Here is a 14,632-nt window from a genome sequence, read left to right as displayed (position 1 = left end):
ATGAAAACCTGGTTTTGTGGAATCATTCTGTTTTGCCTTTTGGCTTTTGCTGGCCATGCTCAGACCAATGCCGATGCTGCCGTAGCCGCTGCGCTGCGCAATAATCCGCTGATCAGAGCCGCTACACTCGAAACCGAGGCTAAAAAATACGCTGAAAAAAATGCGCTCCGTTTGCCCAATCCCGAGGTAAATGCAGAAAGCCCTACTGGAGAGTTTTATGCCATCGGTGTATTGCAGTCCTTTGAGTTTCCTACGGTATACAATCGACAAAAAAAGGTGGCGCAAGCAGAAACAGCCTTGGCGCAGCTTGGTCAAAGGGTGAGTGAAAACGATTTGCGTTTTGCAGTTCGTTCGCTTTACCTGGAAACGCAAGCCACGGAATTCCTGGCAAAACAATGGGCTCAACGCGATAGTTTGTACCAGTTGATCAATACTGCTGCTCAACGACAATTTTCCGCTGGTGAAATCGATTTGTTACAAAAAACTTTGGTGGAAAATGAATTGGGCACGATTCATCAAGAGCGCCTGAGTGCCGAACAACTGCTCAATGCACTTCGGCAGCAATTGGCTACATTGACGGGTATAGGGCAACTGGGCACTTTGACTCCACTAAGTCTGGATTCGATCCCGCCAAACTTTGTGCAAAATATTACGGGTAATCCCAATCTGGCTTTTGCACAGCAATCCGTTCAATTGGCGAACCAACAATTGGAATTGTCAAAAACGCAAGTTTTGCCTAATTTTTCAGCAGGGTACCTCAACCAGGGTGTGCGGGGCACCCCTCTGGACTACCGCTTTAGAGTGAGTATCGGTATTCCTCTTTGGGTTGGACAGTATCGCGCTGGGCTACAAAGCGCCGAAAGCCAAGTACAGGCGGCACAAAGCCGAGCTGCAGGCGAACTGCAAACGCTAAACCTTGAATTGTTTCGTGCTCAAGCGGATTGGACTACAGGACTGAACCAGGTGCGCTATTACGAACGGGAGGCATTGCCGCGTAGCCGAGCCATTATTGTCACGGCTACCCGCATGCGCGAGGCTGGCCAGGTAGACTACCTCACTTTTTTACGTACCCTCGACGAAGCTTTTACGATTCAACGTGAATATGTTGCGCAGCTTCAAAATGCCAACTTGTCCCGCATCAAATTACTTTATCTCGCTGGCCAATGATCATTAATATTAAGCTTTTTCATCTTTTTAAATCAGTAGCCATGAATTCGCTTTCGCTTTATCTACGCCTTTTTTCAGTAGTTCTGCTTTGTCTGAGCAGTGCTCCACTTGCTTTTGCGCATGGAGACGCGATTCCTACGGATCCTGGGGTTGCCAAAGACCATTTTACGCTATATGGCCAATCCGAACGGTATGAACTCAGCCTTTACTACCCCGAGTTGAAACCCGACGAAGATGCTCACCTGCGCTTGTTTGTGGCCGATTACCAAAGCAACAAACCAATTGATAAGGCTTCGCTAAAAGTTAGCAATGCCGATGGCAGCGCTTTAAATGTTGAGGTCAAGGAGGTCGCTCCGGGAGTGTACGAGTTACACACCAAGTTTCCTGCAGCCAAAATTTACAACTTGAATATCCAAATTAATCACCCCAATGGAGCTGACTTGATTGGCATTCAAGGGCTACAAGTAGGCAAAGCCCTCGCGCTTGCCGAAGAGGCAGCAGACAACACTGCTGCAGGCACGTCTATGCCCTGGCTATGGTTGTTAGTTGGAGTAGCACTTGGTGCGTTGTTGATGAGTTTGATCAGTCGTCGCAAACGTGTACTTACCATTGTGCTCTTGCTGTTGAGTGCCTGGTTTACCATGCCGAATACAAATGCGGTTTTCGCTCACGGCGACGAGGATCATGGCGCCAGCGCGGCAGGAGGGAGCAGTTTTGGAACGGCAGTATACACACCTAAAGAAACCCAGTTCTTGTTTGAAATCTTCACCGAAGCCATTACCATTGGGGATTATCAATCGGCTGCCACGATATTCGGAACGATCATTCCTGCTTCCGAAGGCTTAGGGGCAGTGGTGGCTCCTCAGTCGGGCCGGGTCACCAAAGTGAATGTTAAAGTAGGTCAGAAGGTAAATGCAGGCCAGGTTTTGGCCATTATGCGGCAAAGCATCGGTACGCCTGATCAGGTTGGAATTGTAGCCAATAATGCTGGTTTAGCCGTGCAGATCGAAACGGCTAAAACCCGCCTTGCCGCTGCTAAGCGCGAGTATGAACGTTTGAAAAAAATTGAAGACATCGCGGCTGGTCGAGACGTTCAAGCTGCTGAGGCCGCCTATAATGCGGCTTTGGCTGAATTACAAACACTGGAACGCCAGGCTGTGGGTGCCAATACTTCTGCCAATAGCCGTACCCTTACTTTGGTGGCACCCATCTCAGGGGTGGTGGGGGCTTTTACCCTGACACCTGGTTCGGAAGTCGTGGCCGGACAGGCATTGCTGACCGTAACCAATTTGAACAAGGTATATGTAGAGGCTCAGGTTTTTGATCGGGATATTCCTTTGATTCAGATGAACAATGATTTTATGGTCTATCGCTCTACTGCCGACCATAAAGCGGTCAAAGTACGCCTGCTCTCCCCAGCACAGTCCATGAATGCTACCAACCAAAGTCAAAGAGTGCTTTTTGAAATGGACAACCCGCAAAATGAGTTCAAAATCGGGGAGTTTGTTACGGTCAAAGTATTGAATCAACAGCGCAGTCGTCAGCTTACTGTGCCCAACTCGGCGTTAACTGAAATCAATGGCCGAACGGCGGTCTTCATCAAACACGCTCCGGAGGAATACGAATTGGCTTATGTCCAAACGGGTGAAGACGATGGTACGCGTACGCTGATTCTGAAGGGACTAGAAGAAAGCAATAAGATTGTTATCAACGGAGCTTACGAAGTGAAAATGATGTACCTAAATCAATAGGGTAGTTGCCCATTGATATTTTTTCATATTTAAAATAATAAACATGAAAACGCTATTGTGTGCTGTTATTTTACTACTCGCTGGGCAAATGTTGTTGGCTCAGCCGATGACGGATTCTAAAGGCCACCGAATCCTTGATTACAAAGGCCGAGTTTACCTGGAGAGTATGAAGTTGGGAAAAATCACCAAAGACAGCATTGTCAAAAATGCCCAGGGTAAAAAAATCGCCTTCGTTCGACAAGGCGGAATCCTGGAGGATGTAGACGGAAAAACGATCGGCCAGATGGGCAAAGACGGAAAAACTTACTACAATGCAAATGGACAATTGGTTTTTAAAGTCAAAGAAAATACAAACTCTGAAACCTGTGACATTCTGGATGCCGATGGCAATGTGATCGGTAATGTGCACAACACGTATAAGCCTTTGGTTTGTGCTATGCATTGCTTTATGAATGGTATGGATCCTCGAACGCATAAAAAGGTCAAGAAATGATTTTTTGATGAATGGTATAACCGTAGTGGGTTACAAAAAAACACTTACGGTTATACCTTCAGCTTGGCGCTAAAGCAGGAAGCTGTTCTTAGAGCAGGTCTAAAAAAGCTGCTGTTGATAAATGCTTATAAAACTTCGTCATGGTTCAAAAAATAATTGAACTGGCCTTACAAAACAAGTTGATGGTATTGATGATCTCAACTGCTTTGTTCGCATATGGTCTTTACTCCATCCAGAAAAACCCTATTGACGCGATTCCTGATCTAAGTGAAAATCAGGTCATCGTTTTTACGGAGTGGATGGGACGTAGCCCCCAGGTCATCGAAGATCAAGTTACCTATCCCTTAGTGAGTAACCTGCAAGGTATCCCACAGATCAAAAATATCCGTGGTACCTCGATGTTCGGGATGAGTTTCGTCTACGTGATTTTTGAAGACAATGTAAACACTTATTGGGCCAGAACCAGGGTCTTGGAGCGACTGAACTTTGCACAACGATTGTTGCCGCAGGGCGTAACACCTTCATTGGGGCCGGATGGAACAGGAGTAGGTCATATCTTTTGGTATCATTTGGAGGCCCCAAAAATGGATCTCGGAGAACAAAGGGCTTTGCAAGATTGGTACATCAAATTTGCCTTACAAACTGTCTCCGGAGTGGCTGAAGTAGCCTCTTTTGGCGGCTTTGAAAAGCAATACCAGTTGGTCATTGATCCGGTGAAATTGCAGTACTACAATATTTCACTGATGGACGTCATGAATAAAGTCAAAGCCAACAACAATGATGTCGGAGGCAGGAAATTTGAAATGGCAGATATGGCCTACATCATTCGTGGCCTGGGGTACATCAAGAACAAGCAGGATATAGAAGAGATCGCTTTGAGTAACTACAATGGCATCCCAATAAAGGTAAAAGACATCGGTAGAGTACAAATGGGTGGAGACTTGCGTCTTGGAATTTTTGACATGGACGGCCAAGGCGAGGTAGTCGGCGGAATTGTGGTGATGAGGTATGGCGAAAATGCCAATAAGGTAATCGAAGCCATTAAGGAAAAAATGCAAGAAGTGGAAAAAGGACTGCCAGAAGGGGTGACTTTTAAAACTTCTTATGACCGCAGCACCTTGATTCAAGAGGCGATAGAATCCGTAAAAGGTACCCTGATTGAAGAAATCATTACGGTTTCGATTGTGGTGTTTATTTTTCTTTTTCATTGGCGAAGCGCCTTAATCATCCTCATTCAATTACCCATTTCAGTAGCGGCTGGTTTTATTTTCCTTGAGTTATTTGGCATCTCTTCCAACATCATGTCATTAACGGGTATCGCACTGGCCATCGGAGTTGTAGTGGACGATGGTATTGTAATGGTAGAAAACGCTTATCGACACATCAGCGAGGCTCAGGTAGAAAAATTCAATTCAACTCCTAAATTGTGAGCATGACAAACAGGTTCAAACGAAAAAAAGACCCATTGACTGCTGAAGAAAGGGAGGCAATCATTAAAAAATCTTCCCAGCAAGTTGGTCCGGGGGTATTCAATTCCACGATCATTGTGGTTGCTTCATTTCTTCCGGTATTTCTGTTGACCGGGATGGAGGGCAAACTCTTTCATCCACTGGCCTGGACGAAGACATTCATTCTACTGATTGATGCAGTTTTGGCGATTACGCTTACTCCTGTATTAATTACATTTTTTCTGAAAGGAAATTTAAAACCCGAAAATGCCAACCCCATCACCAGAACTTTGGAAAAAATCTATACGCCTATATTGACTTTGTGTTTGAAGTGGCGCAAGACGACCCTACTGCTCAATATTGCTGCCTTGGCTGCTGGTTTTGTGATGCTGACCCGTCTGGGCTCAGAGTTTATGCCTCCATTGGATGAAGGCTCTTTGTTGTTTATGCCGGTTACTTTACCCGATGTTTCCAATTCTGAGGTCAAGCGATTGTTGCAGGTGCAGGATAAATTAATTCGCACAGTGCCTGAAGTTGCTCATGTATTGGGCAAAGCTGGCCGGGCGAATACGGCTACAGACAATTCCCCCATTAGTATGATTGAAACCATCATTCTCTTGAAACCCAAAAATGAATGGCGGGAAGGTTTAACCAAAGAATCCATCATCAATGAATTGAACGCGAAAATGCAGATACCCGGAGTGACCAACGGGTGGACACAACCCATCATCAATCGGATCAACATGCTTTCCACCGGCATCCGTACCGATGTGGGCATCAAAGTATACGGGCAAAACCTGGATAGTATCTATTCCTTTGCACAGACCATTAAAAAACACCTGGATGGAATAGATGGTGTAAAAGATTTGTATGTAGAGCCTATCACCGGAGGAAAGTACATTGACATTAGTATCAAACGGGACGAGGTTGGCCGCTATGGGTTGAGTGTAGACGATGTAAATTTAATCATTGAAAGTGCACTCGGTGGAATGAAGCTCACTACTACCATTGAAGGACGTCAGCGTTTTTCGGTGAATGCGCGATATGGGCAAGACTTCCGCAACAACCTCCAAGCCTTAAAAAGACTACAAGTGCAGACCATGAATTTTGGCCCGATTCCTTTGGAGGCAGTTGCCGACATCCAACTTAGCAATGGCCCGCCCATGATCAATTCCGAAAATGCCATGCTGAGAGGTACAGTGCTGTTCAATGTGCGAGAAAGAGACTTGGGCAGTACCGTTCAGGAGGCCAAAATGAAACTGGATCAGATGCTGACCAAGCTCCCTAAAGGGTATTTTTTGGCCTGGAGTGGACAGTGGGAAAACCAAATCCGCGCCAATCGTACCCTGAAAATGATCATTCCTATCGTACTCAGCATCATTTTTATGATTTTGTACTTCACCTACCATTCCGTTAAAGAAGCCCTGGTCACGATCATTACGGTACCGTTTGCGCTGATTGGTGGGGTTTTTATGGTGTACTTCTATGGGGTAAATTTATCCGTTGCCGTAGCCGTCGGCTTTATTGCATTGTTTGGCATGGCCGTGGAAACTGCCATGCTCATGACCATTTACCTCAATGAAGCCATGGAAAACATGGTTAACAAACATGGCAACTCCAAGGCAACGCTCAGCCCGGCAATCATCCGATCCTTTGTCATAGAAGGTTCTGCCAAAAGATTGAGGCCTAAACTCATGACTGTGTCCGTCGGATTGTTTGGCTTGATTCCGATCCTTTGGGCCAGCGGAGTAGGTAGCGACATCATGCGACCCATTACCATACCTCTGATTGGTGGAACGATTAGTTCAACCATTTATGTGCTACTGATCACTCCAGTGATTTTTGAAATGATCAAGGAAAGGGAATTGAATCGAAAAGGCAAAATTGAATTGATCGATGTCAAAGAATAAACTCTTGCTGCTCCTTTTTGCGCTTGGCTTTGGAGGAAGCAGTTTTACACAAACCATGAAGCTGGATGCCATCATCGACAGTGTCATTGCATCGCACCCAGTGGTAAAGATGTACAACCATGAAATCCGCTCAATGGATGAAGCGGCTAAGGGGGCACGAAGCTGGATGCCCCCACAATTTGGTTTAGGGCAGTTCATGACTCCCTACAACGTAGGGCTTTGGCGCAAAAATGGCGACATGAATGGTATGGGCTCGGTCATGCTTTCTGGCGAACAAATGTTTGCCAACCAGAAAAAACTGGATGCTGATGAACGCTACATGAAAGCCATGTCTTCGGTAGAAAAAGAAAAACTAAACGCCACACTGAATGAGTTGATCAACGACGCTAAACAAGCTTATTTCGAATTGATCATCTTGGAAAAAAAGATAAAAATTCTTGAGCAGAATGAAAAGTTGCTGAATTTCATGATCAAGAATGCAGAAATACGCTACAAGAATGGCCTGGAAAAAATCAGCGCCTATTATAAAGCCAAAGCAGCCTTGGGCAATTTGTTGAACATGCGGCTGATGTTTGAAAATGACATCCGGGAAAAATTCGTACGCCTTAATGTACTCATGGGCAAAACCGAAGTACGGGTTTTTGAAATCGATACAGCCTACGTATTGAAGGATTATGCAGGGATCGTTTTCGACAGCACCCTGTTTTACAATAAACGCAGCGACATCAAAGCCATTGACAAAGACATCAACCTGATTCACTTAAAGCAGGAAACGGAAAAACAAAGCCTCCGACCACAATTTGGCCTTCGTTACGATCACATGATTGGTTTTGGTGGTCAACCTATGTTGTATACCATCATGGGCATGGTTAAGGTGCCAATGACCAAATGGTCCTCCAAAATGAATCAAGCCAACATAGAAAGCCTTAAATGGAAGGTCAACGCCTTGCAATCGCAAAAGGAAATGATGGTCAATGAATACAGCGGCATGGCCCAAAGCATGCGGAACGAAATAGAGTTGAAGAAAAGACAACTTAAACTCTACGATGACAACATCATACCGGCTTTAAGAAACAATTACAAAAGCATGCAATTGGGGTACGAGCAAAATACCGAAGAACTGTTCATGCTTTACGATGCCTGGGAAACCCTGTACATGACGCAATTGGACTATACCGAATTATTGAACCAGGCACTCCAGATGCAAGTCAACCTTGAACGGGTTATGGAAACAAAATAGGTTTAAAACGTAGGGTCATGAAAAATGAAAAAAGATATTTCGCGTCCAATTCCAATATTGCTCGGCCTTTATGGTTTGCCTTGCTTGTATCCTTGTTTGCCGCAAGCTGCACCAAGAAAGACGGCCCTGTTCAACATTCACACGCTGAGTCAGCCGAGGCAGTGTACACTTGCCCCATGGATCCTGAAGTAATCAGCGACAAACCAGGGTCTTGCCCGATTTGTAAAATGGATTTGGTGTTGAAACAGCCTGCTGCAACTAAACCAGTTGAAATCTTGAAAACAAAAGAGGTCAAACTTGAAGCCTTACTCAATCCAACCAATGAGTTTGTGGTATCGAACATTCCGGTTACCAGCCCCCAAAAAAGTGCAGAGCAGATCAAAATTGAAGCCTTGGGAAACATTGCCTACGATACAAGGCAAGTGGGTAGTATTTCTGCCAGGGTGTCCGGTAGAATTGAAAAGCTGTATGTACGTTATCGCTTTCAAAAAATCACCAAAGGACAGCGCCTGCTGGATATTTACAGTCCGGAGTTGATGACTGCCCAACAAAACCTGTTATTCCTGCTGAAAAATGACCCCGGCAATACCTCATTTATTGAAGTGGCCCAGGAAAAACTGCGCTTACTTGGTTTGAACGACGCACAAATCAAACAATTGATTCAATCAGGAAAACCTTCGCTGACGCTTCCTATTTACAGCAACTACACTGGACACGTGCATGAAGCTGCCAATGGTAGCACTATGTCCGCCAAGTCCGATGCGATGAACGACCTTTCTTTGCTCACCGAAGAGCTTTCGCTAAAAGAAGGAATGTACTTACAGAAAGGCGAATCCATTTTTACCGTGTACAATCCAGATCGCGCTTGGGCCATTTTGAGCATTTATGGAGAAAGTCAGGGATTGGTGAAAACTGGTAACCTGGTTGAAATTACGCCAGAAACCGCTCCAGATAAAACCTTTGACGCTACCATTGACTTCATCGAGCCCTTCTTCCGCAACGAAAGTAAAACCTTGAGCGCACGGGTTTACTTCAACAATAGCCAGTTGAAAATTCCCATTGGCAGCCAGGTAAAAGCTACCATTTTCGCAAATACGAAAGCTACGTATTGGTTGCCCAGTTCAGCAGTGCTGTCTTTGGGACTTGATGCCGTCGTCTTTCGAAAAACCCAAAGTGGGTTTAAAACACTTAAAATCACAACTGGAATCAGCTATCAGGATTACATTCAAATACTGAGCGGCATCAACAGCACCGATACAGTAGCCATCAATGCGCAGTACCTAATGGATAGCGAAAGTTTAATCAAGATAAAAAAATAAACATGCGACGCATCACCATAATTGTATTATCGCTCGCGCTACTGGTGGTAGCCTGCCACAACCAAATGGAGACGCCCCATGCTACAGATGTCTATTACACTTGTTCGATGGATCCCCAGGTGGTAGAACACAAACCGGGTAAATGCCCCATTTGTAAAATGGATTTGACTCCGGTAAAGAAAAAAACGGGCAAAAACAACGATGAAATCGAATTGAGCGAGCAGCAAATCCAACTCGGCAATATTCATACTGATACCATCCGCAATGGAACAATTGACGACCAACTGCTACTGAATGCAACCCTGAATTTTGATCAGACGAAAACTTCTTCGCTGAGTTCAAGGGTGAGTGGCAGAATTGAAAAATTGTATTTTAAGAATAGTGGTGATTTTATCAAAAAAGGGGATCCCTTGTACGACTTGTACAGCGAAGAATTGAACAATGCCAAACAAGAATACTTACTGGTGTTGGAGCAACGTAAGGCATTTGCTTCCGAAACGGTCATGGATTTTGAGCAATTGCTGCAAAGTGCCAAAAATAAATTGCTGCTCTGGGGACTCTCCGAAGCTCAAATTCAGTACTTGGCCAAACAGAAGAAAGCTACGCCTACTACCACTTTTTACAGCACTGCATCAGGCTACCTGACTGCGCTGGAAATCCAGGAAGGGAATTATGTGATGGAGGGAAGTACAATGGTTAAACTGGCCGATTTATCCACGCTGTGGGCAGAGGCACAAATGTATACAGCTCAATTCTCCACCCTAAACCGCAACAGCATTGCCACCGTCCAACTTCCCGATGCAAGCGGCAAAAAAATACAAGGGAAGATCGAATTTGTAAATCCAGAAATCAACCCCGATACAAGAATCAACTTGATTCGGGTCTCTATCCCCAATCCTGACCATCAACTCAAACCGGGCATGCTCGCTTATGTATCGCTGAAAAGTCCAGCACGGAATACCTTGTCTTTGCCAATTGATGCAGTTATCCGGGATGGAAAAGGGGCAACGGTATGGATACAAACTGCCAATCGAATTTTTAAAAGTGTAATGGTACAAACGGGTCTGGAAAGTGATGATCGAATCGAAATTACTTCCGGCTTGAAATCTGGAGATATCATCGTGATATCAGGGGCCTACTTGTTGCAAAGTGAATACATTTTCAAAAAAGGGGCAAATCCTATGGCTGAGCATGATATGAGTAAGATGTAGTCATTGAGTAAGGATAAAACCTGCCCTGCTTCAGTGATAAGATTGCAAATAATGGATTTTACTGAGTGAAAAGGATGTACCTAATCAACGGAGCGTTAAGCTCTTTGATGTTCTTTCATATTTAAATTGACTATCATGAAAAAGCTATTTTGTATGGTTATTTCGCTGCTTGCTGCGCAAATTACGTTTGCTCAAGCGATGGTGCCTATTCCAGCTACCTTGGAAGGGAGCATTTTTAACCTAAAAGTACAAAAAGGCACTTCAGAAATCTTCCCCGGAAAGCGTACCAATACCATTGGTTACAATGGGGTACAGCTGGGGCCTACCCTAATTATGCAGAAGGGCGAAACGGTGACGATCAATGTCAACAATCAACTTGATGATACCACTACGGTTCATTGGCATGGCTTACACCTATCTCCTGCCAATGATGGAGGCCCACACACGCCGATTATGGCTGGAAATACCTGGTCTCCAAGTTTCAAAGTAATGGATCAAGCCTCAACTTATTGGTACCATCCTCATTTACATCGCAAAACTTTAAACCAGGTCGTTAAAGGTGCCGCTGGTTTTATTATCGTACGTGATCCGGCAGAAGCCGCTCTGAATCTACCCCGTACCTATGGCGTTGATGATGTTCCTTTGGTTTTTCAATGGAAAACTTTTGATGAGTCTAAGCAAATCGTGGAAATGGATGAACTTGATAATGACGTGTTGGTGAACGGGGTTCTAAAAGGGGCTACCCTTAATTTACCGGCACAAGTTGTGCGCTTGCGATTGTTGAATGGCTCAAGCCACCGATATTTCAATTTTGGCTTTTCTGATAACTTGGTATTCAAACAAATAACTGGTGACGGAGGCTTGTTGGATGCCCCAGTGGCGATGACTAAACTAATTTTAGCGCCTGGTGAACGTGCTGAGATTTTGTTAGATTTAAGTAAGTCATTGGGACAAAAACTGATCTTGCAGCACTTCGGTACAGAATTGCCCATGGGGTATCCGGGTGGAATGATGATGATGATGGGCGGTACGGAGAATATGATGGGGCCACTTGATGATACCGATTTTGAGCTAATGCAAATCCAGGTTGTTTCTCCAACACCTAATGCCATTGGTTCTATTCCCCCAGCATTGATCACCAATACCCCCCTGTCAAGCAATGGTGCTTCCAATCGCACTCTGACCATGACGGCACGGCCTCAAATGAGCATGACCAATTTTTTCCTCAATGAATCAAAATTTGAGATGAATACCATCAATTTTAAGGTTTCGAGGGGCGCCGCTGAGGTTTGGACCCTGACCAATCAGACGATGATGGCTCATCCTTTTCATCTACATGGAAATTCATTTTGGGTTATTTCGGTCAACAATCGCAAACCTGCTGCAAATCTTCTTGGACGTAAAGATGTAATTACTGTACCACCTATTAATGGCTCTGTAAAAATAGTGGTGCGCTACGACGATTTTAGCGACCCTGTCACACCATATATGTACCATTGCCATATTCTCAGCCACGAAGACAATGGCATGATGGGACAGTTTTTAGTCACTCCATTATTGAGTGGTACCCATGATAACTTGAGTAAAGAAAAACTAAAGTTTTACCCCAATCCTGCTGATAAAATGGTAGTGTTTGAAACTTCAGAAAAATCACTTGGAAAAGGGAAATTTCAGGTTACGGATGTAATGGGTAGAGTCGTGTTGGAGCAACAAATACAAATCATCAACGGCCAGGGTAATACTTCAGTTGAACAGCTTACACCCGGTACTTACACGGTGAATATGTTACTGCAAGACCAATGGTATACTGGAGTTTTTATAAAACAATAAGCCTTTCATGTGCCGGATCATAATTGTCACTAATTATGATCCGGCACTTTGAGCAACCAAACGCACGAAATTCCAACCAAAATTCTGTCACAATGGGCAAATTGGCACCCTGTTTTTCATTCTTCTTTATGATGATGACTTATGGATTCAACATCCTATGGCCATATCAAAGTGCATTTGCCCAAACACCAACCAAGCACCTCAGCTTGTGCCTTTTTGATTCACTTTATCCTTCAGCTAAACTTTATGCTGTAGAACCGAAGTTTCAAAAGTTGTTGAATACCCATCAACTGATTCCCTTAAAGCGTGATCAAGAAACGTTTAATACGATTCCTGTAGTGGTCCACATCATTCACAATGGTGGAGCCGAAAACATCAGTAAAACACAGATTGAACGACAAATTGCAATTTTAAATGAAGATTTCGGGAAGCTCCCAGGAACACCTGGTGAGGGCAAAGGTGTAGATACTCGTGTACGCTTTCGTTTGGCGAAGCTCGACCCTTTTGGCCGTTGTACCGATGGTATTGTGAGGCTAAATCCCCCCTTAACCAATCATCAGCCTGCTGATCGAAGTGCACTCAAAAATTTATCGTTTTGGAATCCAGCACGCTACCTCAATATTTATGTGGTGCGTACCATCAGCGGCGGAGTAGGAGGCTATGCTTCCTTTCCTTATGCTCCGCCTGATGAAGATGGTGTCGTAGTTCGACACGACCTTTTTGGCGATTCTGGAACGGCAGCAGCTTCTGGTGGTCGTACCTTGACCCACGAAGTAGGGCATTGGTTCGGGCTTTATCATACTTTTAGTAATGGCTGCGGTCAGGATACTTGCACTGGAGGAGATTTTGTCTGTGACACACCACCCGTAGCTGCACCCAATTATTCTTGTAATTTGAATGGCAATTCTTGTTCCAATGATTTACCCGACCTACCCGACCAGGTGCGAAATTATATGGACTACACCCCGGATGACTGCAAAAACATGTTTACTCCAGGACAAAAGAATCGTATTGCAGCCACCCTCAAGGGAGTCCGCTCCTTGATTGTGTCCGCCAGTAATTTGGCGGTTACGGGTTGCGATAGTGCTTATGTTAGGCCACTGATGTGCCCAGTGGCAGCGGATTTCATAACCTTAACTGCACAGGTGTGCCCTGGTACAAAAGTCTATTTTATGGATCGGTCGCTCAATACAGCTACCTCCTGGCAATGGTCTTTTCCCGGTGGTACACCTGCTTTTTCTATTTTACCCAACCCTACTGTAACCTATGCTAATCCGGGTTCTTTTTCAGCGGAGCTTATTGCTAGTAATGGCAACAGCACGGATACTTTGCAGTTGAACAATTACATCCAGGTTTCTAAACCCCAAATTGGACTGCCTTTACCTTTTATGATAAACTTTGATGATGGTGCTTTTCCTGCCCAGGGCATTCGTGTGAATAACCCTGATTTCAATCTTAGCTGGGGACTAGATACACTTGCTGCTCACTCCTTGCCCTACTCGGTCAGTATTGACAACCTGCGAAACCTCAACTATGGTACACGGGATGAACTCGTATTACCAGCTCTCGATTTAAGTTCATCACGGGTAGGTAATAATTTAATGCTGAATTTTTGGTGGGCTTATGCACGTTCTGATCCCAATTATTCTGATCAATTGGTTGTGCAGATTTCTAAAGACTGCGGTGCGAATTATTCCAATGTTTGGAGTAAATCCGGAGATGATCTGGCTACTGGCCCCACCCAAACCACTCCCTTTGTTCCCAACTCCACTCAATGGAATAAAGCTTCTGTTCGCCTTTTTCAATACAAAACGGAACAACAGCTCCAGATTCGTTTCGTAAACGTAACTGATGGAGGCAACCGGCTTTACCTGGATGATATCCAAATCAACGATGGGATTACTACCGGAACAAGAGAACCTCAAAATTTGAAACTACCACTTCAGCTCATCCCTAACCCTACTCAAAAACAGGTGCTTGTACATGTAAAGGGAAACTGGAGTGAACCTATTTACTGTAAGGTATACGATGGCTTTGGGCGTTTATTACGCAATTATGGAATGCTAACAGCACCTGTGCTCGACCTGATCGGCCTGCCTGTAGGCTTATTGTTCGTAAGGTTTGAATCAACTGGACGAATCGCTATTTTTCGTCTGATCAAAGGAAGTTAATTCAAGTAATATGAAAATTTTGACCAGCATACTGATCCTATCCTGTTGTTTTTTTTCACCGCTTTATCCTCAAGAGATAGGGTATAAAGAGA

10 protein-coding genes are annotated in these 14,632 nt (G+C 44.5%); all 10 read left to right on the top strand.

All coding sequences use genetic code 11. The annotated features are described in order from the left end of the window. The 10 genes from SFV55_RS05085 (at position 1) to SFV55_RS05040 (ending at position 14,540) form a co-directional block, all read left to right on the top strand. Positions 1-1,167 (top strand): TolC family protein, encoded by a 1,167-nt coding sequence (locus tag SFV55_RS05085; protein WP_320028386.1) that lies wholly within the window; start codon positions 1-3, stop codon positions 1,165-1,167. A 41-nt stretch (positions 1,168-1,208) separates the two neighbouring features. Next, a complete protein-coding gene (locus tag SFV55_RS05080; RefSeq protein WP_320028385.1) occupies positions 1,209-2,918 on the top strand; it encodes an efflux RND transporter periplasmic adaptor subunit in 1,710 nt (569 codons plus the stop codon). 43 nt (positions 2,919-2,961) lie between these two features. Further along, positions 2,962-3,411, top strand: coding sequence for a 5-fold beta-flower protein (locus SFV55_RS05075; protein WP_320028384.1), 450 nt, complete (start codon positions 2,962-2,964; stop codon positions 3,409-3,411). 140 nt (positions 3,412-3,551) lie between these two features. Further along, positions 3,552-4,841 carry an efflux RND transporter permease subunit gene (locus SFV55_RS05070; protein ID WP_320028383.1) on the top strand — a complete coding sequence of 430 codons (1,290 nt, stop codon included), beginning with the start codon at positions 3,552-3,554 and terminating at the stop codon, positions 4,839-4,841. A 2-nt stretch (positions 4,842-4,843) separates the two neighbouring features. Further along, the gene (locus tag SFV55_RS05065) at positions 4,844-6,769 is read left to right on the top strand and encodes an efflux RND transporter permease subunit (RefSeq protein WP_320028382.1); all 1,926 of its coding nucleotides are present in this window, start codon (positions 4,844-4,846) and stop codon (positions 6,767-6,769) included. Next, complete coding sequence (locus SFV55_RS05060) at positions 6,756-8,009, top strand: TolC family protein (RefSeq protein ID WP_320028381.1); 1,254 nt, start codon at positions 6,756-6,758, stop codon at positions 8,007-8,009. The genes SFV55_RS05065 and SFV55_RS05060 overlap by 14 nt, the downstream gene beginning before the upstream one ends. A gap of 17 nt (positions 8,010-8,026) precedes the next feature. Continuing rightward, complete coding sequence (locus SFV55_RS05055) at positions 8,027-9,328, top strand: efflux RND transporter periplasmic adaptor subunit (protein ID WP_320028380.1); 1,302 nt, start codon at positions 8,027-8,029, stop codon at positions 9,326-9,328. A gap of 2 nt (positions 9,329-9,330) precedes the next feature. Then, the gene (locus SFV55_RS05050; protein ID WP_320028379.1) at positions 9,331-10,539 is read left to right on the top strand and encodes an efflux RND transporter periplasmic adaptor subunit; all 1,209 of its coding nucleotides are present in this window, start codon (positions 9,331-9,333) and stop codon (positions 10,537-10,539) included. A 135-nt stretch (positions 10,540-10,674) separates the two neighbouring features. After that, a complete protein-coding gene (locus tag SFV55_RS05045) occupies positions 10,675-12,369 on the top strand; it encodes a multicopper oxidase domain-containing protein (RefSeq protein ID WP_320028378.1) in 1,695 nt (564 codons plus the stop codon). A 92-nt stretch (positions 12,370-12,461) separates the two neighbouring features. Next, positions 12,462-14,540 (top strand): M43 family zinc metalloprotease, encoded by a 2,079-nt coding sequence (locus SFV55_RS05040; RefSeq protein ID WP_320028377.1) that lies wholly within the window; start codon positions 12,462-12,464, stop codon positions 14,538-14,540. Positions 14,541-14,632 lie beyond the last annotated feature (92 nt).

The organism is Haliscomenobacter sp., assembly GCF_033763495.1.
GTDB lineage: Bacteria > Bacteroidota > Bacteroidia > Chitinophagales > Saprospiraceae > Haliscomenobacter.
This window is presented reverse-complemented; position numbering and strand designations above follow the sequence as displayed.

Excerpts from the sequence above, each read along its gene's own strand:
- SFV55_RS05080 (WP_320028385.1), top strand. The coding sequence starts at position 1,209 with ATGAATTCGCTTTCGCTTTATCTACGCCTTTTTTCAGTAGTTCTGCTT.
- SFV55_RS05050 (WP_320028379.1), top strand. The coding sequence starts at position 9,331 with ATGCGACGCATCACCATAATTGTATTATCGCTCGCGCTACTGGTGGTA.
- SFV55_RS05070 (WP_320028383.1), top strand. The coding sequence starts at position 3,552 with ATGGTTCAAAAAATAATTGAACTGGCCTTACAAAACAAGTTGATGGTA.
- SFV55_RS05060 (WP_320028381.1), top strand. The coding sequence starts at position 6,756 with ATGTCAAAGAATAAACTCTTGCTGCTCCTTTTTGCGCTTGGCTTTGGA.
- SFV55_RS05040 (WP_320028377.1), top strand. The coding sequence starts at position 12,462 with ATGGGCAAATTGGCACCCTGTTTTTCATTCTTCTTTATGATGATGACT.
- SFV55_RS05045 (WP_320028378.1), top strand. The coding sequence starts at position 10,675 with ATGAAAAAGCTATTTTGTATGGTTATTTCGCTGCTTGCTGCGCAAATT.
- SFV55_RS05065 (WP_320028382.1), top strand. The coding sequence starts at position 4,844 with ATGACAAACAGGTTCAAACGAAAAAAAGACCCATTGACTGCTGAAGAA.
- SFV55_RS05075 (WP_320028384.1), top strand. The coding sequence starts at position 2,962 with ATGAAAACGCTATTGTGTGCTGTTATTTTACTACTCGCTGGGCAAATG.
- SFV55_RS05085 (WP_320028386.1), top strand. The coding sequence starts at position 1 with ATGAAAACCTGGTTTTGTGGAATCATTCTGTTTTGCCTTTTGGCTTTT.
- SFV55_RS05055 (WP_320028380.1), top strand. The coding sequence starts at position 8,027 with ATGAAAAATGAAAAAAGATATTTCGCGTCCAATTCCAATATTGCTCGG.